Source organism: Corynebacterium sp. MSK004 (assembly GCF_030232515.1).
GTDB lineage: Bacteria > Actinomycetota > Actinomycetes > Mycobacteriales > Mycobacteriaceae > Corynebacterium > Corynebacterium hesseae.
Map to the genome: position 1 here is coordinate 175,435 of NZ_JASPKB010000004.1, position 24,207 is coordinate 199,641.

General features: G+C 62.0%; 23 protein-coding genes. 7 read left to right on the forward strand and 16 right to left on the reverse strand.

All coding sequences use genetic code 11. From position 1 onward, the window contains the following. Window positions 1-27 precede the first annotated feature (27 nt). Window positions 28-1,428 carry a glycosyltransferase gene (locus tag QP999_RS06435; protein ID WP_284847914.1) on the forward strand — a complete coding sequence of 467 codons (1,401 nt, stop codon included), beginning with the start codon at window positions 28-30 and terminating at the stop codon, window positions 1,426-1,428. A gap of 45 nt (window positions 1,429-1,473) precedes the next feature. On the opposite strand, the gene QP999_RS06440 is transcribed toward QP999_RS06435, so the two are convergent. From QP999_RS06440 to QP999_RS06450, 3 genes are all read right to left on the reverse strand, one after another. Further along, window positions 1,474-2,136, reverse strand: coding sequence for a DUF1707 SHOCT-like domain-containing protein (locus tag QP999_RS06440; protein WP_284847915.1), 663 nt, complete (start codon window positions 2,134-2,136; stop codon window positions 1,474-1,476). Window positions 2,137-2,225: 89 nt separating this feature from the next. Continuing rightward, complete coding sequence (gene wecB, locus QP999_RS06445) at window positions 2,226-3,383, reverse strand: non-hydrolyzing UDP-N-acetylglucosamine 2-epimerase (RefSeq protein ID WP_284847916.1); 1,158 nt, start codon at window positions 3,381-3,383, stop codon at window positions 2,226-2,228. A gap of 218 nt (window positions 3,384-3,601) precedes the next feature. After that, entirely contained in the window at window positions 3,602-3,739 is a 138-nt protein-coding gene (locus QP999_RS06450) for a hypothetical protein (RefSeq protein WP_284847917.1), read from the reverse strand. Window positions 3,740-3,934: 195 nt separating this feature from the next. Here QP999_RS06450 and QP999_RS06455 point away from each other — a divergent pair, with 195 nt between their 5' ends. Further along, window positions 3,935-4,210 carry a hypothetical protein gene (locus tag QP999_RS06455; RefSeq protein ID WP_144676894.1) on the forward strand — a complete coding sequence of 92 codons (276 nt, stop codon included), beginning with the start codon at window positions 3,935-3,937 and terminating at the stop codon, window positions 4,208-4,210. Here QP999_RS06455 and dnaG read toward each other — a convergent pair. Then, window positions 4,207-6,135: a DNA primase gene (gene dnaG, locus QP999_RS06460; RefSeq protein ID WP_284847918.1), complete on the reverse strand. Its 1,929-nt coding sequence runs from the start codon at window positions 6,133-6,135 to the stop codon at window positions 4,207-4,209. The two genes, QP999_RS06455 and dnaG, sit on opposite strands and share 4 nt — an antisense overlap. Before the next feature lie 157 nt (window positions 6,136-6,292). Between dnaG and QP999_RS06465 the strand changes: the two genes are divergently transcribed. Together QP999_RS06465 and QP999_RS06470 are read left to right on the forward strand one after the other, a co-directional pair. After that, the gene (locus QP999_RS06465) at window positions 6,293-6,820 is read left to right on the forward strand and encodes a guanyl-specific ribonuclease (protein ID WP_070597379.1); all 528 of its coding nucleotides are present in this window, start codon (window positions 6,293-6,295) and stop codon (window positions 6,818-6,820) included. A 3-nt stretch (window positions 6,821-6,823) separates the two neighbouring features. Then, window positions 6,824-7,057, forward strand: a complete 234-nt coding sequence (locus tag QP999_RS06470) for a barstar family protein (RefSeq protein WP_284847919.1) — start codon at window positions 6,824-6,826, stop codon at window positions 7,055-7,057. Between the two features lie 63 nt (window positions 7,058-7,120). Here QP999_RS06470 and QP999_RS06475 read toward each other — a convergent pair whose 3' ends face one another. From QP999_RS06475 to QP999_RS06485, 3 genes are all read right to left on the reverse strand, one after another. Then, a complete protein-coding gene (locus QP999_RS06475; protein WP_284847920.1) occupies window positions 7,121-10,426 on the reverse strand; it encodes a LamG-like jellyroll fold domain-containing protein in 3,306 nt (1,101 codons plus the stop codon). Between the two features lie 244 nt (window positions 10,427-10,670). After that, window positions 10,671-11,945, reverse strand: coding sequence for a deoxyguanosinetriphosphate triphosphohydrolase (locus QP999_RS06480; RefSeq protein ID WP_284847921.1), 1,275 nt, complete (start codon window positions 11,943-11,945; stop codon window positions 10,671-10,673). 11 nt (window positions 11,946-11,956) lie between these two features. Next, window positions 11,957-12,541, reverse strand: coding sequence for a YdcF family protein (locus QP999_RS06485; protein ID WP_070597387.1), 585 nt, complete (start codon window positions 12,539-12,541; stop codon window positions 11,957-11,959). A 44-nt stretch (window positions 12,542-12,585) separates the two neighbouring features. On the opposite strand from QP999_RS06485, the gene QP999_RS06490 reads away from it, so the two are divergent. Beyond that, window positions 12,586-14,625: a TPM domain-containing protein gene (locus QP999_RS06490; RefSeq protein WP_070624488.1), complete on the forward strand. Its 2,040-nt coding sequence runs from the start codon at window positions 12,586-12,588 to the stop codon at window positions 14,623-14,625. Between the two features lie 671 nt (window positions 14,626-15,296). Here QP999_RS06490 and QP999_RS06495 read toward each other — a convergent pair. The 3 genes from QP999_RS06495 to QP999_RS06505 are packed head-to-tail and all read right to left on the reverse strand — an operon-like array spanning window position 15,297 to window position 17,616. Beyond that, window positions 15,297-15,719 carry a hypothetical protein gene (locus QP999_RS06495; RefSeq protein ID WP_070517869.1) on the reverse strand — a complete coding sequence of 141 codons (423 nt, stop codon included), beginning with the start codon at window positions 15,717-15,719 and terminating at the stop codon, window positions 15,297-15,299. Then, window positions 15,719-16,237 (reverse strand): hypothetical protein, encoded by a 519-nt coding sequence (locus QP999_RS06500; protein ID WP_070517870.1) that lies wholly within the window; start codon window positions 16,235-16,237, stop codon window positions 15,719-15,721. Before QP999_RS06500 ends, QP999_RS06495 begins: the two co-directional genes overlap by 1 nt. Beyond that, window positions 16,237-17,616, reverse strand: a complete 1,380-nt coding sequence (locus QP999_RS06505) for a glycine--tRNA ligase (protein ID WP_070519608.1) — start codon at window positions 17,614-17,616, stop codon at window positions 16,237-16,239. The genes QP999_RS06500 and QP999_RS06505 overlap by 1 nt, the downstream gene beginning before the upstream one ends. Before the next feature lie 190 nt (window positions 17,617-17,806). On the opposite strand from QP999_RS06505, the gene QP999_RS06510 reads away from it, so the two are divergent. Further along, window positions 17,807-18,106, forward strand: coding sequence for an ArsR/SmtB family transcription factor (locus QP999_RS06510; RefSeq protein ID WP_070519606.1), 300 nt, complete (start codon window positions 17,807-17,809; stop codon window positions 18,104-18,106). A gap of 27 nt (window positions 18,107-18,133) precedes the next feature. Next, window positions 18,134-18,553 carry a Fur family transcriptional regulator gene (locus QP999_RS06515; protein WP_070519604.1) on the forward strand — a complete coding sequence of 140 codons (420 nt, stop codon included), beginning with the start codon at window positions 18,134-18,136 and terminating at the stop codon, window positions 18,551-18,553. 27 nt (window positions 18,554-18,580) lie between these two features. Here the strand turns inward: QP999_RS06515 and QP999_RS06520 are convergent, their stop codons facing one another. The 6 genes from QP999_RS06520 to QP999_RS06545 form a co-directional block, all read right to left on the reverse strand. Next, complete coding sequence (locus QP999_RS06520; protein WP_284847922.1) at window positions 18,581-19,333, reverse strand: isoprenyl transferase; 753 nt, start codon at window positions 19,331-19,333, stop codon at window positions 18,581-18,583. A 10-nt stretch (window positions 19,334-19,343) separates the two neighbouring features. Beyond that, window positions 19,344-20,060: a DNA repair protein RecO gene (recO, locus tag QP999_RS06525; protein WP_167595629.1), complete on the reverse strand. Its 717-nt coding sequence runs from the start codon at window positions 20,058-20,060 to the stop codon at window positions 19,344-19,346. Between the two features lie 18 nt (window positions 20,061-20,078). Next, window positions 20,079-21,074, reverse strand: coding sequence for a GTPase Era (gene era, locus QP999_RS06530; protein ID WP_070561482.1), 996 nt, complete (start codon window positions 21,072-21,074; stop codon window positions 20,079-20,081). A 694-nt stretch (window positions 21,075-21,768) separates the two neighbouring features. Beyond that, a complete protein-coding gene (gene pdxY, locus QP999_RS06535; protein WP_070564760.1) occupies window positions 21,769-22,617 on the reverse strand; it encodes a pyridoxal kinase PdxY in 849 nt (282 codons plus the stop codon). A 50-nt stretch (window positions 22,618-22,667) separates the two neighbouring features. Then, complete coding sequence (ybeY, locus tag QP999_RS06540; RefSeq protein ID WP_070530222.1) at window positions 22,668-23,243, reverse strand: rRNA maturation RNase YbeY; 576 nt, start codon at window positions 23,241-23,243, stop codon at window positions 22,668-22,670. After that, window positions 23,240-24,205, reverse strand: coding sequence for a PhoH family protein (locus QP999_RS06545; RefSeq protein ID WP_070561478.1), 966 nt, complete (start codon window positions 24,203-24,205; stop codon window positions 23,240-23,242). The genes ybeY and QP999_RS06545 overlap by 4 nt, the downstream gene beginning before the upstream one ends. Window positions 24,206-24,207: the final 2 nt, after the last annotated feature.

Sequence of the window (24,207 nt, forward strand, 5' to 3'; positions counted from 1 at the left end):
TCGTAGGGAAGAGGTAAGGGTTTCTTCATGTTCGTTGGACACACTCGCTTTAGTCTCTTCGTTCCCGATTCGGCGTCATGGCGTGCGAGTAACGAGCAGACTGGATTCTCGGAAAACGAGTACCGCGACTACCTCTACGACGATGCACGCCTGTCGTTGCGCACGGACATTTTCCTGAACCACACGGTGCCAACACTTGCGAAGGCCGCCGAAGGCTTCGATGTGAAGCACGTGGTCTCCTTCTCTGAGTCCTTACCTCAGAAGTTCAAAACGCAGTTAAAGGAGGTAGCAGATAAGTTCGACATACTGCACCTCGATATGCTTCCAGATGGTGATAGCGGGTGGACAGCGGTGCGCCGCTACGTTCAGGAAATTGGGTTTAAGGGCACGTTCGGCCGCTACCGCCTTGATGATGATGACGTTCTGTCCGCGCACTACTTCCGAACCACTGCCCCCTATGTTAAGCCGGAGTTTGAAGACATGTTGATCAGCATGCCACTCGGTGTTGAGGCTGTTTATGCGGATGGTCAGTTTTTCCACCTGCGTGAGGCCCACACACCGATGAACTCGATGGGCTTGATGTCTATCTGCTCTGTGAAAGAAGACGGAACCGTTGTGGAACCCCAAAGCGGCCCGCACGATAAATCAGACCGCTATGCGCCTGTGATTTTGGACGCCTCCCAAGTGGGCTATTTGCGCGCTATCCACGCCGGGCAGGACAACGCCATGCGTCATGAGCCAGGCGTTGTCATGGCACGCTTAATGGAGAACATGGCAGCGTTCCCTCCATTTACAGACATGGCCGCCTTGGAAACAGCTTTTCCCACGGTGTCCAAGCAGATGCAAGACACAAGCACACCGCTGAGCATTGATGACACCGTCGGTAACGGTCAGCACTACCTTCTTCAGCCCGCCAGCGGAGACGTCAGCTTCGTCATCTACGGGGAGTCAGAGGGCGAATTCGACAACGAGCTCCTCGTGAGCCTGTGGATTGAAGATTCCCGTGGTCGACGCGTCCCCTCCTACAAAACAGTCGAGGGGTTTGCCGCCTCCAATAACCCGAGCATCGGGCATTTCGCATACGTTCCCACGGAGAACGGAGCCTTTCGGACCTTGGTGAGCCTCCATTTAGAGCACGGCTATATCCTTCGTGGCTTCCGTATTCTGGCACAAAGCGAGCAAGCCAAGGGCGTACAGGTCAAAAAACTCGTCATGCAACAACGAGGCGGGAAGGCGCGTTTCGTTAACTCTGAGGACTGGGAATCAGCACGAAGTCAAGGCGTACGTGGCTTAGTCGACCAAGCCATCGACAACGTCTATCAGAATCGGACGAGCATCGTGGCTAACGTACGCAACGCTCTCGGGGAGGACCGTGCTAACAAGATCATCGCGCGCTTGGATCAGCTAAACAAGAAGATGCACAAGTAGAAGCTACCCCTATTGGGAATAGGGCAAACAGCTTCAAGCTGACTGCTACCGCTTCACCACGTGCACATCTACCCCACCAAATAGGCTGAAGCAGTTCACCACTACTTCAGGGGCGCTGGCAGGCAGGTCTGCAGGGTCGATGGCACCGCCTTCGACCTTAATGTCGTGGCCGCCGAAGAGACCAATGCCGTTTACGCAAACACGGAATCCTTCCGGGACCCACACATCGACGCCGCCGAATACCCCGACCGCTTGGATTGTCGTGACGTGTTCTTTGAGGGATGCGCCGCGAAGGTCTACATCGGTGCCGCCGAAGATTCCCATCGTGGTGTGATGAGTGGTGAGGGGAATGCCGCGCACAGTACTGCCACCAAAGATACCGAGGGACAGTCCCTGCGCGCCGTGTACAGAAGGTTCTACCTGAGCTAAAGCCCGGTCAACGGTGGTGGATGTGTCACGGTTGGTGGTGTTGACCTCCCTAGAGCTTTGACGTGCTACGTGGCGGCTGCCAAAGAGGACTTCTTCTGGGGCCTCGACAAGGTCCGTCAGGAGGTCGAGCAGCTCGCCGCGAGTCGTGGCATCGGCGCAGCGGCTAGAGCGTTCCTCAAATTCTGTGACGCTGAGCTGGCCCACCGACATCGCATCCGCCAACACCTGTGAAGCGGTGGTGCGCTCAGAGTTCGTGCATTTGATGTCTCGTGATTCCATGTCTTGATTTTACGTGGAAGCACGCTTTTGAGCGCGGCAAAAGATGCTGAGCACTTCGCCACGCTTATTCGTTGGCTCCTGGTTTCTTGTTAGGACTCGATCTCGGGAACAAAATCAGGAAGGCGCTCCCCTACTCCAAGGAGCTCAGCGATAGCTGCCACAGCGCGCTCAGCAGCCTTGCCATCGCCGTAGGGGTTGACGGCGTTGGCCATGGCCTCGTAGGCGGCATCATCATCAAGGAGCAACTTAGCCTCCGCCACGATGAGGCTACGGTTAGTGCCCACAAGCTTCACGGTGCCGGCCACAACGGCTTCGGGACGCTCGGTGTTCTGCCGCATGACCAAGACCGGCTTGCCCAAGGCTGGTGCTTCTTCCTGAACTCCACCGGAGTCGGTGAGGATAATGGTTGCACGGTCCAGAAGCTTGGTGAACTGGTCATAGTGCAGCGGACCCGTGATGATGACGTTAGGTAGGGACTCAACCTCCGGAAGCACGGCCTCACGGACCTTGGGGTTGAGGTGCAGTGGCAGAACAAAGTTGATGTCCGCGTAGGCGTCTGCCAAATCCTTGATCGCACCGCCGATTTCCTTCATCGCTTCCAAGTTTTCGCGGCGGTGGGTGGTGACCACAACGAGACGCTTGGATGACTGAGCTACTTCTTGGACGGCGGGGTCTTCGAACTCGGTATCCCAGCTTGCAGCTTCCAGCAAGGCGTCGATGACGGTGTTGCCGGTGACCGCGATGTCCTTGGAACGGACATTTTCGCGGCGCAGGTTCTCCATCGAGCCCGCCGTCGGCGCTAGGTGCAGTTCCGCGACCTGGCCGATGAGCTTGCGGTTGGCTTCTTCCGGGAACGGCGAGTAAATGTCGCCGGTGCGCAAGCCTGCTTCCAGATGCACGATTTTTACCCCACGATGGAAACCCGCCAGTGCTGCGGCCATAGCCGTGGAAGTATCACCTTGGGAGATGATGACGTCGGGCTGTTCGGCATCGATAATCTCATCCAGTCCCATGAGCGCGCGGGAAACAATCTCATTTAGTCCTTGACCCGGTTTCATCAGGTGCAGGTCCAGTTTCGGTTTGATGCCAAACATGGTGTTGACCTGCTCCAGCATTTCGCGGTGCTGGCCGGTAGAAACAGCAATGGATTCGAAGCGTTCGTCCTTCTCCAAGGCCGTGATGATGGGAGCAACCTTGATTGCCTCCGGACGAGTTCCGTAGACAGTCATGATTTTGGGTAGGGACATTGCTCTCCTTGGATTAAGAGAAGTAAAGACACATCAATTCTTCCACATGAAGGGAACTGACTGAATCCCATTCTCAGAGGCGTCGGGAAGCAACGGGATTTTCCTTCCACGACCTAGTTCAAAACTACATGCACCTTATCATCTTGATCGACACCCTTTTAGCAAGTAGTAATCTCGATCCTAAGACATAGTAGATAGCTTCGCGCAGCTAGCTTCTTTTAGTCCTCGCTCACGGTGACTTCCCGTGGCTCTTCGAAAGCAGCCACGCGCGACTCCGCTGCCGCCACGCTGGCTGTTAATAGCGCTGACATCGCCACGGCTGCCGAGACCGCGTGCGTACGCTTCGAACTCTCCACAGAACTTAAGTTAACCGAAGCGAATGGTCTTTGGGAAGAGTTCACACAATATCTATTCGCCCCGCGGCTGCACTGCCACCCACGCCGGTGTGCCAAGGCAGGTAGGCTATTCATGAGAATTGCACGTTGCCCGTACGTTGTACGCAAACGCCGGCTGTTTTTGCTGGCTTGAAGTAAGGGGATGACTAGTTTCCAATGATCCAATTTGTTGTGGGTGCTGCCGCCGGATACGTCTTTGGAACCAAGGCTGGGCGCAAGCGCTATCACCAAATTAAGGGTGCCTACGAGAAGGCCGTCAACTCCCCCGCCACCAAGGCCGCGGTGCGCTCCGCACGCAAGGCCGTGGCCAACCGCTTGGACCCAGAACCGCGTATGCGCGAGCTTAAGGATTACAACAAGGGACGCCGCGGCAAGCGTGGCACCACGGATGGAGTGCAACCGGATCGGATTTACGAGCCGGACGAGGATTAACGCACGCCACGAAAGGCACGGTCATTGAGCTCGCGGCGGGCCTGCTCGAGGGCGACGAGGTCCGCGAAGAGTGAGTTATAGGATTCCTCGTCGTCGGAGGGGCGCATGCGGCCTAGCTGCGCCTTGAGTTGGGCTACCTGGTCGCCCACGCGGGCCTCTTGGAGGCGGGAGAGCACGGAATCGGCGTAGGCCTCAAGGTCGTTATCGGGGTTGCCGGTCTCCCCTAGCTTGATGGGTTCCACGGCGAGCTCAGAGACGAAGTTGCGGGCCATGAGGTCCGGCATTTCACCCGCCACGGCGGCTAGCCATTCCACGCCGGGTTGCTCAGCGCCGGCGGTGACGCCACCCAGGGTGGAGATAGCGCGGCGGATGGTGCGGTAGGCCTCGTTGGAGTAGGCGTCGTCTGTGATTCCGTCGAAGTAGCTGCCGGCGATCTGCGGGTACTGCAGGGCCAGTTTGAGGGCCTCACGCTGCGGCCATAGGTGCGGCTCGCGGGGGCCGGGGATGTGCATAACGGGGGCGTTGGTCTGCGCCGGCACAGACGAAGTCTGCTCTAGGGAGGCAAAGCGCGGGCGCTGCTCCTTCTTCGGCTTGCGCGCCTCTTGGCGTACCTGGTGGAGGACTTCCTCAGGGTCGGGCCAGCCCACCCAGCCGGCAAGGCGGCGGGCGTACTCGCGCTGCAGGGGTTGGTCCCGGATTTGGGCCACAACGGGCACCGCACGGCGCAGGGCCTGGAGGCGGCCTTCGGCCGAGTCAATACTGAAGTCCGAGATGACAGAGCGGATTACGAACTCAAACATGGGGATGCGGTCCGCCACCAAGTCACGCACCGCGGCGTCACCGCGCGCGAGGCGCAGATCGCAGGGATCCATGCCGTCGGGGGCCACGGAGACGAAGGACTGGCCGGTGAACTTCTGCTCGCCCTCAAAGGCGCGCATAGCGGCTTTCTGCCCGGCCTCGTCGCCGTCGAAGGTATAGATGAGCTCGCCGTGGAAATAGGAATCATCCAACATGAGGCGGCGCAGCACCTGCAGGTGATCCGCGCCGAAGGCGGTGCCACAGGAGGCCACGGCGGTCTTTACGCCCGCGGCGTACATGGCCATGACATCTGTATAGCCCTCCACCACCACGGCTTGGTGCTGCTCCGCAATGTTGCGCTTGGCCAAATCCAGCCCGAAGAGCACCTTGGACTTGTGATAGAGCATGGTTTCGGGCGTGTTCATGTACTTGCCCAGCTTGTCATCGTCGTAAAGCTTGCGCGCTCCGAAGCCGATGACATTGCCGGATAGGTCCTTAATGGGCCACAGTAGGCGCCGGTGGAAGCGGTCGATGGGACCGCGCTTGCCCATCTTGGAGATGCCGGCGGCGTCGAGCTCCTCAAAAGAAAAGCCCATGCGCAGCAAGTGCTTAGTGGCCGTGTCCCAGCCCTCCGGGGCATAGCCGCATTCGAAGGCGTAGATGATTTCCTTGGAGAAGCCGCGGTCTAGGAGGAATTCGCGGCCGGCGGCGGCCTGCGGGGTTTCCAGCTGCTGGCGGTAGAACTCGTGCGCGGCCTTGTTGGCGGCGATGAGGCGGCGGCGAGTGCCGGGCTTTTCATCGCGCGCACCGGTGGAGCCACCCTGGTAGTTGATGTGGTAGCCAATCTTCTGGGCCACGGCCTCAACGGCCTCCGGGAAGGAAACCTGCTCCATCTCCATGAGGAAGCTGAAGACATCCCCGCCCTTGCCGGTGGAGAAGCAGTGATAATAGCCGCGCTGCGGGCGCACGTGGAAGGATGGGGTCTTCTCATCCTTGAAGGGGCTCAAGCCCTTCAGCGAGTCATAGCCAGCAGGTTTGAGCTGAACGTACTCGCCCACGATTTCATCAATAGGCGCGCGTTCACGGATAGCTTGGATGTCGCTGTCCGGAATTCTGCCTCGTGCCATGCGTACAGACTACCCCGCCCGCCGGAGCTACAGGTACCCACGGCTGGGTGGATCAGTGGCGCCAAGTCCCACATCCCCAAACAACCTGCAGTGGGGATTGGGAAAAGGCCTGGTCCGGATTTCTGGTTCAGGCCCTATACCTGCAATGATGGGGGCCATGTCCCAATCCTCCCCCTCCAAAAAATCGCTGCCGGCCATCATCGGTGGCGCGGTGCTAGTCCTCGTCGCGGGCTACTTCGGCATTGACCTCGGCGGCTCCGGCGATGGCGCTGACCAGAAGGCAGCGCCCTCATCGGCTGCGTCTGCTTCGTCCGCTGCATCCGGCGCATCCGATGGCGGCGATGGGGATAAGGGGGACGTCGCAAAGCAAGGCGAGTCAGACCTGCCCACCTGCGCCATGGACTCCCTGCCGCAGGAGGCCCACGAGACCGCCGAGGATATCCTGGCCGGCGGGCCCTATGACTATCCAGATAATGACAACGTGCGTTTCGGCAACTATGAGGGCGCGCTGCCGCAGCAGTCAAAGAATTACTACCGCGAATACACCGTGGAAACCCCGGGGATTGGGCACCGCGGGGCAAAGCGCATCGTCACCGGCGGCGGCAGCGAGACCGACCCGGATGTCTGGTACTACACCGACGACCACTACGACAGCTTCTGCAGTATCCCGGACGCGGAGGACTAAGACATGCAACGCATTCTCATCACCGAACCCATCCGCACGCGCGAGGACTTCTATAGCGCGCTCGGCCGCCTGCGCGGCTGCCAGTCCGGTGCCCCGCGCAACCTCGACGCCCTGGCGGACTTCCTCCGCGAGCAACACATCGTAGCGATTATCGCCGCGGATTTTGACATGGTGGAGGAAGATTTAGCGCAGGTAAGAACCGTGCTGGAGGACCAGGGTGTCGCGCTGGTGCGCTAGTGAGGTTGTGGGACGGCTGCGGTGATGGGCCGGCGGGTGGTTAGCCCGCCGGGGCCTTAGGCCTTAGAGGCCGAGGGCGCGCTTGATGGTGTCGCGCACTTCCGGTGCGAGGTAGTTCAGCAGGCCGGCGATGACCGCGGTGGCGCCTGCGGCACCGAAGAGGGCGCCGAGGATGGCGGGGAGGACGCTTCCGCGGCTCGAGCTGTTGCTCGAGTGGTCGCTCGAGCCGCTGGAGCCACTGTTGCTCGATCCGCTGCTGCCCTCGCTGCTGCTGTCGGTGTTGTCGTCCGCGCTGCCGGCGGTGACTTCCACGACGCGGGAGGCCAGGGCCTGGTTGCCGGCGGAGTCGGTCACGGCGTAGGTGACGGAGTAGACGCCCGGCTTGGCGGTGTCGATGTTGCCCATCACCTTCACCTTGTCGGTGAGGTCACCGTCCTTATCATCCTTGGCACTAACCCCCTCGAGGAGGTTTGCCTTTTCACCCTTGGTGATGGTGAGCTTGCCGCTCGGGACGGTGAGCTCAGGGGCTTCGCTATCCTTCTCCTGCTGCTCCTGCGCGGTGAAGACGCCGAACTGGCGCACGATGCCGGGCTTAGTGTCCTCCTTGGAGGAGGCGTCGGCGGAGGTAGCGTACCAACCATAAGCCTGGCCGGCCTTGACGTCCTTGTAGGTGACGCTGGCGGGCCAGCCGGACTTGGCGGTGTCTTTGCCAATCTCCTTGCCGGTATCGGTCAGGGCGAGCATGGAGTTCGTCGCAAAGCTGGTCTTGCGGGTCTGGAACTGGATAGGAATACGGAACTCGTCCTCGTGGCCGTTGTAGCGCTGGCGGTCGTCGTACTCGGTGGCGTTGTGGTCGTCGAGAAGCGGCGAATACGTATCCACGATCATCTCCGAATTTTTCAGATCGAATTGCAGGAGGCGCAGGTAGCTGGAACCAAAGCGCAGGCCGGTGTCACCGTCGTACTCGCCGATCTCCGTCAGGCCCAGCTCATCGGAACCGACCTCATAGAACTGGTAATCCGCGAGAAGCTCCACCACGTGGTTATTGGTGTGGCCAACGTCCTGGCGGGTGACAATGGATACGCCGTGCTCGTGGCCGGCCAGCACCAGGGCCACGTTGGGGTTCTTCTGGATGACGTTCTCATAGACCATCACGCCGTCGTGGGAGAAGTCCGAGCCGCGGCCATCCGGGCTCGCGGAAGGCTTGAGGTAGGCGTGGGTGAGCAGAATGGCGTTGCGGTCGGAGTACTGCTTGAGCACCTTATCCGCCCACGCGGCTTCCTCCTCAGTGACGTCATAGCCCAGGTGCAGGGCGATGAAGTCCATGCCGTTGGTGGAAAACAGGTCATAGTGGTTGTCGTTATCGCCCTCAGCATAGGGGTGGTAGGAGGCATCCTGCTCAGCCCACTTACCCTTGCCCTGCTGAGCCTCGTAGCGTTCCGGACCAAAGTACTCGTTGTAGAGGTTGCCGGCACCGACATCCGCGCCGCTTTGGTTATCGTGGTTGCCCGGCAGCACGCCGTTGACCACGCCGGCGTCCTCCAAAATCTTCTGGGCGTTGGAGGCTACCTCGAATTCCTTCTTGGCATTGGGGCGGTCATTGTCCTTGCCAATCCAGTTCTCAATGATGTCACCGGTGTGTGCGGAGTAGGCGATCTTGCGCTCGTCGGCGTTATCGGCAATCCATTGGGTGGCCGCGGTGTAGCTTTCTTCCCACTTCTTGCGCTCCTCGGCGGTGGCCTTTTCTACCGCGCCTTCGGAGAGGTACTGGGTATCGGTGTGGTGGGCGATGGAAAAGTCATAGTCGCTGGTGTCGGCGAACTCTTCGTTGACGGGCTCGTTGAGGTCATCGGCAAAGACGTCGTAGCCCACCAGCATGGTGTGGATGGTGTCACCGTCGACGAAATCTTGGTTGGCTTGCGCGCTAAGGCTTACTTGAGCGTCGGCTGCGCCGCGGGTTTCTGCCAACTTCTCCCAGCTATTGGTTGTGGTGTTCCAAGCCATGAGGCGCACCGAGCGCTTGGGGTCCACGGTGCCGGACCAGGCGATGTCGTGGGCCTTCTTCTCAGCGTCCTTGAGCTTCAGGTCAAAGCGCTGGAAAGGCATGTGCTCCGTGGAGCTGGTCTCCTGAGCATCCTCGTTGTCCGGGTTGAGGGCCTTGTCGAAGTCCTCGCCGTCTTCATACTTAAAGTCCAGGCTCTCCGGGATATCCGTGAAGGTGCCTTGGAAGCCCTTCTCCGCTACAGCCACATCGGCTTCAGTGAAAGTGGTCTCCACGTCCCCACCGCTCGGGTTATCGGCGCGAGCGGAGATCGTGATGCCCTCGCCGCTCGGCGTGGAGTCGGTGCCGGCGGCCCCCGGGAGGTTGCCGGAGGTGAAATCGATGGTTTGGGAGATGGGGTTGCCAAAGACATCGCGGCCCTCGGCCTGGATGGAGTGGTTTCCTTCTTTGAGGCCGGCGCCGATTTCCTGCCCCAGCTCGATTTCCTCGCCGTCCAGGGTGTAGGTGAGCTCGCGGGAGATGAGGGCATCGTTGTTGAACTGGACGTCGAAAGTCACCGGGCCCGTCAGGTGCTGACCCGCGCTCGGGGTGGAGCCGGTGATCTCCGCCTTCTTATCGGTGCTCAGGTTGGAGTCCTCGTAGAGGGCGGAAATCTCATCTTCGCCCAGCGGATCGGAGAAGATGCGGGCCTCGCTGACCACGGCATCGGAGTAGAACTGGGCGGCGTTATCCCGGCCGGAATCCGCGCCGATCATCACGGCGGTGGAATTGGACTTCGGCTTGGTCACCTCACCGTTGATCTCGGTGTTCTCAGCCACCTTGGCGCCGTTGACGTAGAGCTCGCTCTTGGTGCCGTCATAGACGCCGACCGCGTGGTACCACTGGCCCGGCTCCACCTGCTGCTGGGCTTTCTTGTAGCCATCGCTGCCGTTGACGGTGAAGGTCAGCTGGTCGCCGTAGATGACCATGGCCCAGCCGCCGGCTTCCTTGTTGGCGCAGAGGCTCTTTTCATTGCCGTCGAACTCCCCGTCGTAGCGGAAGACGCACTCGACGGTGAAGCCATCCTTGATCTGGTCAAACTTATCGCCTATATCGAAACCAACGGCATCCTTGCGGCCATCGAAGTGGGCCACGGGGCGCTCGAGCACGCTGTCTTGCTCCACGGTGGGCTCGCCGATCTTCAGCGGCTCGGCATCGGAGGCGGAGTTGCTGATGACCCCGTTCTCAAAGGAGAGATCCAGGATGTCTGCCTGGGGCAGGTCCTGGGCGGAGGCGAATGCGGGAGCAACAAGGCTGGAGCCTACGAGGCTGATAGAGGCAATGAGAGCGGCTTTATGCAGCTTTTTCTGAGACTTCTTTTGAGACACAAAAATTCCTTGACAGTTAACACACATGAAGAGACTTCCGCTGCGGGCAGGCATCAAAAGGCCTGGCGGCAGGCGGACCTGCCTGAGGTTAGGTGGCCGGTTTTAAGAAGAGTTGTCAGCTATGTAACGGCCAAGTGAATGGTGTTCAACTATCGGGTGACGGGTGTCTCTTGGTCGGCCGCGCCGTTGCGTGGGACACTGCCCTGCTGGGCTGGCTACTGTCTGGGTGCTGGCTGGGTGCTGGCTAGCTGAGGAAGCCGAAGAGGTCGGCGCTGCGCTGCGCCAGGCGCTCCAGGCGTGATTCCGTCATGGAGGCGATCTGGTCGATGATGGCGCGGTCACGTTCCAGATCGGTGTCGGCTTGTTTCCACCACAGGGCGAAGGTGGCGTCGAGAGAGCCCGGCGCGCCGGCCACCAGGTAGTCGTAGACGCGGTAGATGCGCTCGCGCTGGCGGTCCTGGCGGGCCAGGTGGGCGGGCTCATCCATGACGTAGAGAACGGCGATGGTCTTGAGCAGCGTTACCTCCGCCACCGCGCCCGGCGGGACGGCGAGGTCGCCGTGCATGCGGCCGAGTGGGCCGTCGTTAGCCGCGAGCGTGGCGGAGACAGTAGCGCCCACGTAGCGGCCGACGAGCTCCGAGGTCATCTTCTTCAAGTTGGCATAAGAGCGCAGGGAGTAGTCGAAGTTGCCGATGGCGTTGATGACGTCCAGCTGGCGCAGGCGGTCGGCGGCCTCGAGGAGCTCGTCGGCGGTGCCACCGAAGGCCTTCGCGCCCTTGTCCGCGAGGTTGGCCAGCTCCACCAGATCCCAGAGCACGCCCAGCGAGATGCGGCGGGAGATGATGCCGTCTTCGACGTCGTGGACGGAATAAGCGATATCATCCGACCAATCCATAACCTGAGCTTCCATGGACTTGCGCTGGTCGGAGTGCCCCTGGCGCAGCCACTCCAGGATGTCTACGTCCTCGTCATAGGCGCCGTATTTGCGGTTGGTGGTGCCATCCGGGTTGGTCTTGGTCCAGGGGTATTTGCAGGCCGCATCGAGCGAGGCGCGGGTGAGGTTCAAGCCGTAGCTGCGCGGGCCCGCCGGGGTATCCAGGACCACCTTGGGCTCCAGCTTGGTCAGGATGCGCAGGGTCTGGGCGTTGCCCTCGAAGCCGCCGAGGGCAACCTCGTTGAGTGCATTCTCGCCGTTGTGGCCGTAGGGCGGGTGGCCGATGTCATGGGTTAGCCCCGCCATATCGCACAGGTCCGGGTCCAGCCCTAAGCCAGCACCAATGCTGCGGGCGATCTGGCTGACCTCCAGGGAGTGCGTAAGCCGGGTGCGCGGGGTATCACCATCGCGCGGGCCCACCACCTGGGTCTTATCCGCCAGGCGGCGCAGCGCCGCGGAGTGCAGGACGCGGGCGCGGTCCCGGGAGAAGGCGCCGCGGTGCTCCTCGGATTTGAGCAGGGCCGAGCCTTTGGGGGACTCGGAAGCGAGGCGGGCGACGTCTTCTGCGCGGTAGGAATAGCTCACGGGTTTTAAGTTTAGGCGGAGTCCTGGCCTTCCTGGGTCTGCCTCGCGCCAATGACGCGGTGGCGCAGGGCCTGGTTGGGGCGAATAATGCGCTCGATGCGGTAGAAGGCCGCGCGCACGCCATCGGTGCGCTCCTCCCCCAGCAGGGTGCGCAGGCCCAGGTAGGCCAAGCCGCCGGTCTCGTGGGCCAGGTAGCGCCACCACGGGATGGAGAAACGCGGGGAAGGATAATAGGGCGTGCCCATAACGGTCGCGGTGATTCCTTCTTGGCGGGCGATAAGGAAGGTGCGCAGGCGGTGGAGCGGATCGGTGATGATGACGGCCTCGGTCACGCCCAGCTTCTCGCGCGCGGCAATCAGCTCGCTGCGGGTGTCCAGGCCTTCCTCGAGGGCGGTGACGTTGAGGGGATCGTCGTCAAGCATGCGCTTAGCCACCCCGGCCTCGGTGAACCTATCGCCGGGCAGCTTGCCGCCCACGGTGATGATGGGCAGGTCGTGCGCGGCGGCGTACTCGGCGGCACAGCGCACGCGGCCGGACAGGATGCGGGAGGGGCGCCCGTCGTACTGTGCGGCGCCGAGGACAATAACGTACTTCACTGTCTGACCACTCTAGCGCTGGGTGGGAAGGTATCGTGGTGCGCATGACTACTGCTGCTCGTTTTGGTCGCGCCGCCCTTGCCGCTGTGGTGTTGGGGTTGGCCACTGCTAGCCCCGCCGTGGCGGCGGACTTCGTTCTCGCCGCACCCGAGGCGGCCTCCATTAAGGACAAGGTGACGGATGAGGCGGGGGTGCTCTCGGACTCGGAGAAGTCCGAGTTGGAGGACAAGATTGCCGCGCTGCAGCAGGAGAACCACGTGGTGATTTTCGTGGTCTTTGCCTCCTCGCTGTCGGAGGGCGCGGAGAGCTATGCAGGTGAGATTGTGCAGTCCAAGGGCCCGAACTCCGCGGCCTATGTGGTGGGCGTGGATGATTCCACCGTGGGCGTGCAGACGGGTAAAGACTGGCCGCGTGGGCGCCTGGATGCGATGTATGACGCGGCCTACGCCAAGCTTGCCGAAGGTCACCAGTACGGCCCCTCCGCACTTGCGCTTGTCGACGCTGCCGCTTCCGGTTCTGCGGGGTCGTCTTCTGGCGCTTCTGCTGCTTCTGACTCCGATGGCTCCGGAGGCCTGTGGCTAGCTGGCGGCGCAGGCGCGCTGGCTTTGGCGGGTGGCGGAATCGCGGTGGCCAACAGGCGCAAGACAAAGAAGGACTCGGCGGCCACTCTGGAGTCCGCGCGCCAGATTGAGCCGGGCAATACCGCGCAGCTCGACCGCCTGGATATGGATACGTTGGAGAAACTGGCGCAGGAGGAGCTGGTCTCCACCGATGAGTCGATCCGCCGCGGCAAGGAGGAGCTCGACATCGCGGTGGCCGAGTTCGGCCCCGAGCGCACCCGCCCGTTCACGCGCGCGATGAACCACTCCACGCTAACACTGCAGAAGGCATTCCAGCTGCAGCAGAGGCTGCAGGACAACCTGCCGGAATCGACTTCGGAGCGCCGTCAAATGCTGGTGGAGATTATCTCTTCCTGCGGGCAGGCAGATGATGCGTTGGATGAGCAGGCGGCGGACTTTGCCAAGATGCGTGACTTGCTCATCAACGCCGGTTCCAAGCTGGATGAGCTGACCCAGCGCACCGTCGATCTGCGCGGGCGTCTGCCGCAGGCGCGCACGACATTGTCATCCCTCAGTGCTTCTCATTCCGCGGAGGCGTTGTCCTCGATTGCGGATAACCCGGAGATGGCAGAGGTCTCGCTCGACGAGGCTGAGAAGTTGCTGTCGCGCGGTCGCGAGCTGCAGTCCCAGCCCGCCGGGCAGCAGGGCCCTTTGGTGGGCTATATCCGCGATGCCGAGCATGCGCTCGAGGTCTCCGACCGCCTGCTCAGCGCCGTGGAGAACGCGGAGAACTCGATCACCGCGGCGCAGGATAACCTGCCGGCGCTCATCGATGAGGTCGAGGAAGAAATCGCCGAAGCACAGCAACTCGAGCAGCAAGGAAAGGCGCAGGGCTCCCCTGCCGATTGGTCCGCGCTGGAGTCGCTGCTCGTTCAGGCGCGGGAGGCGCTCAGTGCGGCTCGCCAGCAGGGCAAGGCCGACCCGCTGGGGCAGTACACCGCGCTGACGGCGCTCGATAGCAAGCTGGACGAGCAGCTCGATACCGTCCGCGAAACCAACGCCACCCGCGAGCGACAGATTGCGCTCTATCGCCAGCAGATTGCCGCGGCCGAGTCCGCCATCCAGGCGGCGGAAGACCTGCTGTCCTCGCGCGGCCGCGTGGTGGGCCCCGATGCGCGCGTCGCGCTTGCCGATGCCTCCCGCCTCTTCGCCCAAGCCCAGAACTCCGCCTCCAAGGACCTGCGCGCGGCGCTCAACTATTCCCGCGATGCCGCTTCTGCTGCGCAGACTTCGCTCAACCGCGCGAAGGAAGACCTGGAGGCTTATCGCCGCCGGGAGCAGCGCCGCCAGGCCACCGATGCCGCGGGCAACATCCTCACCGGCATGGTCATTGGCCAAATCCTCGGCGGCGGCAGCTCCCGTGGTGGAGGCTTCGGTGGCGGCTTCTCCGGTGGTGGAGGCTTCGGCGGCGGTGGCTTCTCGGGCGGCGGAGGCGGAGGCGGTTTCCGCGGCGGCTCCTTCTAGCCGCCCCCTCCCCTGCTCCGATTCCTCGCCTTCTCCCCTTTTCCGCCGGCGGCTCCCCCAGCCGCCTTCATACTTCTCCCCTGCCCGGCGCCTAGGCCTCGAAGCCCGCGGCCCACACCCGGCATCTCATAACCGGGGCGGTCCCGCATGGCATCTCACAAAAGGCGCCTTGCACAAGGCATCTTCTAGAAGGCGTTTTCACAGCTAAAAACGCCTTTTGAGCCCTCCACATGGCGTTTTCAGCCCCAAAGGCGCCTTTTGTCAGACACCATTTGCCAGATGCCTTCTGTCGGATGCCGTTTGCGAGATGCCTTCGGCCGGATTTCCTGTGCACGCATCCGGCGATTGGACCGCGTCTCGGTAGCCGGCCAATCAGCTCCTCGGATACGGGGTGGTGCGAATGCACGGTAGGTGGAACACGGTCATGCACATGGTTCTCGTCAAAAGGCTTCTCTCACAAGGTTGCAGTCAAACGGTTTACCTGGGGGCAAGTAAACCTTCTGCACCGAGCTAGATGGTTCGTTTGGGGGCAAACAAACCTTATGACTGCAACCATCTAACTAGAACCCTCTACTGGCATACCAAGCCGAGCAAGGATGCCAGAAGAGCTCCCCTTTTGATGAAATCACCCAAGTTTCCACGCCAGTTCTGGCTATATCGCGGAAGGTAGGTTAGGTGCGAAAGGGGCGGACGGAGCCGTCGAGAAGCAGGCAACAGTAGCTGGTGAAGGCAGCGTCCGTGAGGGGGAGCTCGCCCACCGCGACTTCGAGGTCGCGGCCCCGCGGGGTGGTGCGGGCGACCTCGGCGGCGGGGCCAGACAGAGCGAGGATGCGGCGCTCGCGGCGGAATGGATTCGTGCGCTCAAGCAGGTACTCGCGGCCCTCGCACGCCGCGCGCAGCTTGTTCACTGTGAAGCTGGTCTGTTCCGCGGAAAAGTCGGGCCCGCGCACGGTAAAGCGGCGCGCGCCCGGGATGTGCTCGAAGGCGATGGTGGTGTCCGTCCCGGGCAGCAGCAGGCCCGTCGGTCTCACGCGGGCGATGACCACGCCCGCGCCATCCACCAGCGCCTCATCGCGCCACACCCAGCGCTGCATCAGAGAAGCACCGCAACAATGGCAACGATGGTCATGAGCAGCAGCGTCGCGATGATCGGAATCGCAGTCTTCTGCGTCCGCGCCTCCAAAATGACGCGCGTAAACCAGCTCAGGGCAGCAATCTCCGAGTGGCTGAGGTCATCGGAATCATCGCTGTCCTCGCCCTCGAATTCGAGGATGGCCTTACGCACACCAGAATTCTTAGAGGAGAACTGGGCGATTTTCAGCCCCTCGTGGTCCTCGACAATCCAGTCGCCACCGGACTCGTTGATGAAGGCGAACGTGCGCCCATCCAGGGAAGCTTCCAAACGCTTATCGCGCTTGGGGTTGCCCGCCAGGCGGTAGACGCGGTCATCTTCCAAGGTCACCGACGCGCCCAGGTCATCGAGTCCCAAGCGCCAGTGCTCGCCTTCCACGTCCGCCGAGCGCTCCTGGAACATGCCCAACGACGCCGGCCCCTCCCCCACGAGGAGGACCGGGTTCTTGCGGTCGCTGCGGTCCCAGCTGGTGTAATGCATTAGCAGCCAGCCAGTCGGGCGGCCAGGTAAGCCTCAAGCTCGTCGAGCTTGACGCGCTCCTGCTCCATGGAGTCACGCTCACGCACGGTGACCGCGTTGTCCTCGAGGGTGTCGAAGTCATAGGTCACGCAGAACGGCGTGCCGATCTCATCCTGGCGGCGGTAGCGGCGGCCGATCGCACCAGAGACATCGAACTCCACGTTCCAGTTGGCGCGCAGCTTGTTCGCCAATTCGCGGGCCGGGGTGGACAGCTCTTCCTTCTTCGACAGCGGCAGCACGGCCACCTTGACCGGAGCCAGACGGCGGTCCAGGCGCAGCACCACGCGCTTATCGGTACCGCCCTTGGCGTTCGGGGCCTCCTCTTCGTCGTAGGCATCGATAAGGAAGGCCATCATGGCGCGGCCCAGGCCGGCAGCCGGCTCAATAACGTACGGGGTCCAGCGCTCGCCAGCCTCCTGGTCAAAGTAGGACAGGTCCTCGCCCGAGCCCTTGGTGTGCACGGAAAGGTCATAGTCCGTGCGGTTGGCCACGCCCTCCAGCTCGCCCCACTTGGAGCCCTTGAAGTTATAGGCGTACTCGACGTCCACGGTGCGCTTGGAGTAGTGGGAGAGCTTCTCCTGCGGGTGCTCGTAGAGGCGCAGGTTCTCTTCCTTGATACCGAGGTCGATGTACCAGTTGAAGCGGTCATCGATCCAGTACTGGTGCCACTCTTCGTCCTCGCCCGGCTTGACGAAGAACTCCATCTCCATCTGCTCGAACTCGCGGGTACGGAAGATGAAGTTACCCGGGGTGATCTCGTTGCGGAAGGACTTACCGATGTTCGCAATGCCGAACGGCGGCTTCATACGCGCCGAGGTCATCACGTTCTTGAAGTTCACAAAGATGCCCTGCGCGGTCTCCGGGCGCAGGTAGTGCAGACCCTGCTCGTCGTCGACCGGGCCCAGGAAGGTCTTAAGCAAACCGGAGAAGGCCTTCGGCTCGGTCCAGTCACCCGGCTGGCCAGTCTCCGGATCGTTGATGTCAGCCAGGCCGTTGGCCGGCTCGTGGCCGTGCTTTTCCTCGTAGGCCTCGATCAGGTGGTCCGCGCGGTAGCGCTTACCGGTGTGCTTGGACTCCACCAGCGGGTCGGTGAAAACCTCAACGTGGCCGGAGGACACCCACACCTGGCGTGGCTGGATCACGGACGTATCGACGCCCACGACGTCATCGCGGGACTGCACCATGTGGCGCCACCACTGGCGCTTGATGTTTTCCTTGAGCTCGACGCCAAGCGGGCCGTAGTCCCACGCAGAGCGGGAACCGCCATAAATTTCACCTGCCTGGTAGACCAAGCCGCGGCGCTTACACAGGCTGACGACGGTATCAATGACGGATGCCATAGCTAATGGGACTCCTCTGGTAGGGGACAGTCTTTATACAGTGCGGCCTAGTCTAGCGTGCCCCTCATCGCCGCGTGCCTTCACCCCAAAAGTGTGGTGCATTTTATACACATTTCCGCATTCTTCGGCTATAGTACCGATAGCTCTCTTTTTAACTCTCCATCAATAGATATGACTGAAGGTGAATGGCGTGACCAACACCCAGACTGACACCCTTTCCTTTGATCTGGCGGCGGCTGCCACCGTGATTAGCGCTTTGGATTCACCATTGCGCATCGATATCATTCAGCGCCTCTCCGAGCGCGACCACTACGTCCACGAGCTGGTCGCCGCGACCGGCAAATCGCAGCCGCTTATCAGCCAGCACCTGCGGGTTCTCAAGCGCGCGAACATCGTCGACAGTGAACGCACCGGCCGTGAAGTCCGTTACTCTTTGGTGGCCCCTAAGGTGCTGCCTTTACTTCGCGACGCCTCACTGGCCACCTCTTAATGGAAGTGTGTTGATAAACTAAGCCCCATGGCCATCCACGACAGTATTCCCAAACTCGGCGCTCGCAATACCCGCCAGCGCACCGCCGTCGTTGAGGTCCTGCGCAGTCTCGACAAGTTCGTCTCCGCCAAGGACATTCACCAGGCGCTTATCGACGGTAACCAGAAAGTCGGCCTCACCACCGTCTATCGCACGCTCCAATCACTCTCGGAGATTGACGCAGTCGACGCGCTCCACATGCCCTCCGGCGAGACCCTTTACCGCCACTGCGAGAGCGATGCGCACCACCACCACTTGGTGTGCACCAAGTGCGGCCGCACCGAAGAGATCGATGGCGGCCCGATTGAAGAGTGGGCCTCCTCTATAGCCAAGGAGCACGACTTCGAGCTCACCGGGCACGATGCCGAGATCTTCGGCATCTGCGCTGAGTGCCGCGCCCGAAACTAAAGTTTCGGGCGTTAGAAACGATGCTGGCTATTTGACGCCGCCGAAGCGGCGGTCACGCCGCGCGTACTCTTCCACCGCGGCGAACAAGTCTTCCGGCGTGAAGTCCGGGAAAAGCTTGTCCTGGTAAATCATCTCTGCGTAGGCCGACTGCCACAGCAGGAAGTTCGAAGTGCGCTTCTCACCGGAGGGGCGCAAGAACAAATCCACGTCCGGCATATCGGGGTCATACATCACCGAGCTCACCGTCTTCTCGTTGATGGAGCGCGAGTCGAGCTCGCCACGGGAGACTTGCTCGGCGAGCTCCCGGATGCCGTCGACAAGCTCGGCGCGCCCACCGTAATTTACGCACATCACCAAGGTCATCTTGGTGTTGTCCTTGGTCAGCTCCTCGGCAGCCTCAAGCTCCTTGATAACGGAGCGCCACAGGCGCGGGCGGCGGCCGGCCCACACCACGCGCACTCCCCTATCGTTGAGCCAATGGCGCTGACGGCGCAGGACGTCACGGTTAAAGCCCATGAGGAAGCGCACCTCCTCCGCGCTGCGGCGCCAGTTCTCGGTGGAGAAGGCGTAGGCGGAAAGGTAAGGAACGCCGAGGGCGAGGCAGGCATCGACGACGTCGAGAAGCACTGCTTCCCCACGACGGTGGCCTTCGGTGCGCTTCATGCCGCGCTCCTCTGCCCAGCGGCCGTTGCCGTCCATGACCAGCGCGATGTGGCGCGGCAGGAACTCCTGCGGGATAGCGGGCGGATGAAGGACTCGGTTCGGGTCAGGCGTAATCACGCATTACAGTCTACTGTTCCATGATCCCCAACGCGCCAACGGAGCGCTCGAGGTGCCATTGCAGGTGGGCGCGGGTCAGCCGGTGGGCCTCTTGGGCTTGGGTGTTCGTCGGCTGGCTGGGGTGGCCGTGGGCGATAAGCCACATGTGGTGCAGGGTTTCCGGGTCCACCTCCGCGGCTCCCGGCGGGCGGCATTGGTGGCAGGCAGCACCCCCGACGGCTGGGTGAAAGGCGTGGTGAGGGCCGGGCCTTTGGCACTGGGCGCAATCGAAAAGGCTGGGTGCCCAGCCGGCGTGGGACATGGCTTGGAGGAGGAAGGCGTCGAGAAGCATGAGCGGATCGCCGTGCTGAAGGTTGTCGAGGACGTCGACGCAGGCATCGTAGAGATAGGGGTCCCCGGGGGCGTCGGCGGCGGCGAGGCGCTCGGCGGATTCGAGGGCGGCGCAGGCGGCGGTGTAGCGCTCGTAGTCCTCGATGATGCGCGCGCCGAAGTAGTCCACGGTATCGGCCTGGGAAATGGTGTAGAGGTTGCGGCCGGGATAAAGCTGCACGTCGAGGTTGACGAAGAGCTGCAGGCGCGAGCCGAAGCGCGATTTGGCGCGGCGAACACCCTTGGCCACCCCGCGCACGAGGCCGTGGTGGCGGGTCAAGAGCACGATGATGCGATCCGCCTCGCCGAAATCATAGGAGCGGATGACGAGGGCGCGGTCGCGGAAATTCTCCCGCATGTAGAAGCACCCCCGCTTCTAGAAGCCCAGGCGGCCCAGCGCCTTCGGGTCCGACTGCCAGTTCTTCAGGACCTTAATGCGCAGGTCAAGGTAGACGTTTTGGCCGAGCAGCTGGATGATTTCCTTGCGGGCGGTGCCCACGATGCGGCGGAAGCGGCGGCCGTCCTTGCCCTCGATGATGCGCTTCTGGCCGGGACGCTCCAGGTAGAGGATGGCGTGGACGTTGAGGACGTCGGGGCGTTCCTGGCTGGGCAGGATCTCATCGACCTCGACGGCGACGGAGTGCGGGAGCTCGTACTTCAGGCCGGACAGCGCAGACTCGCGGATAAGCTCAGCGATGCGCTTGGCCTGATCCTCGTCGGTGATGTGGTCATCCGGATAGAATTTAGGCCCCTCGGGGAGGTGGTCCACGATGACCTGGGTCAGCTCATCCAGCTGCACGCGCTCGGTGGCGGAGACGGGGATGACCACGGCGTCTGGGTTCTCCTCGGAGAGGAGCTCGTGGAGAGCTACAAGCTGGGCGCCGACTTGGTCCTTGGAGGCCTTATCCAGCTTGGTGACGATGCCGATGATGGGGGTCTTCGGGGCGACCTTGCTGACGTTCTCCAGAATCCAGCGATCGCCGGGGCCGATCTTCTCATCGGCAGGGATGGTCAGGCCGATGACGTCGACGTCTGCGTAGGTGTCCTTAACTACCTCGTTGAGGCGCTCGCCGAGCAAGGTGCGCGGGCGGTGCAGGCCGGGTGTGTCGACGAGGACGATTTGCGCATCCTCGCGGTGTACGAGGCCGCGGATGGGGTGGCGGGTGGTTTCCGGCTGGTCGGCGGTGATGGCGATCTTCTGCCCCACCAGGGCGTTGGTCAGGGTGGACTTGCCGGTGTTGGGGCGGCCGACGAAGGACACGAAGCCGGAGCGGAAGCCCTCGGGCGTGTCGGTGTATTGCGAATAGTCAGCGGCGTTGGCTTCGCCCTCAGCCGGCAGGTCCGCGAAGGCGGCATCGAAATCAGTGCTCATATCGCCTCATATCATAACGCACGAGCTGCCGAGTCCCGTTCTTGTTGTATGGCCCTGCTCTGACTCTCGACGTGCGGCCCCGAGAGCTTCCTGCCGATGCGCTTAAGAATGGTCCTTTCAGTTTGGTCCTTCTACTCTGGTCCCTTCTCTGTGCAAAGGGACCGTCTGGTGGCGGTTTTCGCGTACGAAATGGTCCCTTTAGTGTTCAAAAGGACCAGACTAAAGGGACCTTCTGTGCTCGCGCGGGGTTTGTCTGGCCTGCAGATGGTTTGAGTCAGGCGGTTCTGGTCATAAGGTTTCTTTGCCCCCAAACGAACCATCTAGCGACCTCCAGAAGGCTTGTTTGCCCCCAAGAGAACCTTCTGACCCGAACCATCTGAGTAGAACCTTATGGCTGGAAACGACATCGTTGAAGGTGGGCCGCGAAAGCAGCGGTGAGGAAAGGTGAGGGTGAAAGCTGATGACGCGAGGTTATCCGCCGCATGGCGACTGCGAAAAAGCTTGCGCCAAATGGCATCTTGCAAATGGTGTCTTCCGAAAGGCGTCTTTGACCGCAAAAACGCCTTCTAGACGCAGCAAAAGGCGTTTTTAGACGTGAAAACGCCTTTTGACAGATGCCTTCTGCGAAATGCCGTTTGCCGGGCACCTTGGCGTGCCAAGGTAATAGCGCGAGGCCGAGGCCGAGGCGTGATAGTTAGAGCTCCTCCACCCGGAACTGCAGCTGCGGGTTAGCAAAGACATCCTGCGACTCGATGAGCAGCAGCTCCTGAGAATCCGCCTCGTAGGTGTTTTGGAGCAGGTCGAAGACGGAGGACGCAGTTCGCTTGAGGGCCAGCTTGGCGTCGTTGGTCTCCACGTAGTGCCCCGTAAAGAGCGAAGCCGTGACATCGCCCGAGCCGTTGCGCTTGAACGGCAGCTTGGGGGTGGCCACCAAGAAGGCGCGCTCGCCATCAACGGCGAGCATCTCAATCTCGTCCTCGCTGGTCTCCGGGCGCTGCACCGAGGTCACCAACACTGTCTTCGGGCCGATCTCCTGCGCGCGCTTCACCGCCGCGAGGGTCTGCTCCAGGGTGCCCACCTCACAATCAGTCAGGTAGCCCAGCTCAAACTGATTCGGGGTGATGATGTCCGCAACGGGCACCACCTTATCGCGCAGCAGCGGCGGGATTTCATCGGAGACGAAGCAGCCGGACTTAGCGTTACCCATCACCGGGTCGCAGGCATAGAGGGCCTTGGGGTTAACCGCCTTGATTCGGTTCACTGCATCCACGATGGCGCCCGCAATATCCGGTCCGCCCTGGTAACCAGACAAGATCGCATCGATGCGTGGGAAGGCACCGCGCTTCTCGATGCCATCCACAATCGCCGTGACCTCCTCCGCCGGGATCATCGGCCCGCCCCAATCGCCATAACCGGTGTGGTTGGAGAAGTTCACCGTGTGAATCGGCCATACCTCATGGCCAGCGCGCTGAAGTGGAAAGACTGCTGCGGAGTTGCCCACGTGACCGAAGGTGACATGGGACTGAATGGAGAGGATGTTCATAGTCCTCCATTGTGCTACGCCCCACGTAGCACCTCAACGTTTGGGCCGCTTTAGATTCCGCCGCCGGGAACTTCCTCATCGAGCTTCGCGCGCTCGGCGGCATCCGGGAAGGCCTTCGGGCCCGAGGGCTTGGGCTGGTAGCTCACGCCACGCGCCGCCAGGTCCTCGTACCAGTCCGCCAGCAGCTCATTTTGCAGGCCGAACATTTCTTTCTCCTCCGCCGCGGTGGTGTGGTCATAGCCCAGCAGGTGCAGGCAACCATGCACGGTCAACAGAGCCAGCTCGTGGCCCAAAGAGTGGCCGGCCGCGGTGGCTTGGCGCTGCGCAAATTCCGGGCAGAGCACGATATCGCCCAGCATGGCCGGTCCGGCTTCGGCGGCGTCGGGGCGCCCGCCAGTAGCGCCCGGGGTGAGCTCATCCATGGGAAAGCTCATCACGTCGGTCGGGCCTTCTAGGTCCATCCAGCGCACGTGCAAGTCCGCGATGGTATCCAGATCCACGGCGGTAATCGTGCACTCGGCATCCGGGTTAACGTCGAGGCGGCCGAGGGCGTAGGAGCAGACGTCGATCAGCATCTCCTCGTTCACGCCGTCATAACCGGACTCGTTAATAAATTCGATGCTCATTTCTTCTCCTCCTGCTCAGCAAAGTTATCGTAAGCCTCCACGATGCGCCCGACCAGCTGGTGGCGCACCACGTCGGCCGCGCCCAGCTCCGCGAAGTGGATATCCGGCACACCCTTGAGAATGCGCCGCACCAGGCGCAGGCCGGAAACTTGCCCGCCCGGCAAGTCCACCTGGGAAATATCGCCGGTCACCACGATGGTGGAGCCAAAACCCAAGCGCGTCAGGAACATCTTCATCTGCGCCGGCGTGGTGTTCTGGGCCTCGTCCAGGATGACGAAGGCATCGTTGAGCGTGCGGCCACGCATATAAGCCAGCGGCGCGACCTCAATGATGCCGGCCTCCATGAGCTTCGGAATCATCTCCGGATCGATCATGTCCCGCAAAGCGTCATACAGCGGGCGCAGGTAGGGGTCAATCTTGTCGTTGAGTGTGCCGGGCAGAAAGCCCAGCTTCTCCCCCGCCTCAACCGCCGGGCGGGTCAAGATAATGCGGCTGACCTGCTTGGCGCGCAGGGCCTGCACCGCCTTGGCCACCGCCAGGTAGGTCTTACCGGTACCGGCGGGGCCGATGCCGAAGACAATCGTGTTCTCATCGATGGCCTGCACATAGCGTGATTGGCCCACCGTCTTCGGGCGCACGGCCTTACCGCGGCGCGAAACGATATCCGCCGCGAGCGTCTCAGACACAGAGGCTGGGGCATCCACCGTGACCAGGTCCAGGGTGTGCTTCACGGTATCCGTGCTCACCGGATGGCCGCGGCGCGCGATGGCCTCGAGCTCCTCTAAGACCTTGTGCGCGCGGGCCACCTCATAATCGGGGCCGGCGGCAGTAATGGTGGTGCCGCGAGCAAAGAGGTCCACGCCCAGAAGGTTTCCCAAAACGCGCAGGTTATCGTCCGCCGGGCCGAGCACCGTGGCCAGGTAGGCGGAATCGAGATCAAACTTGGTGGTGATAATAGGCACGC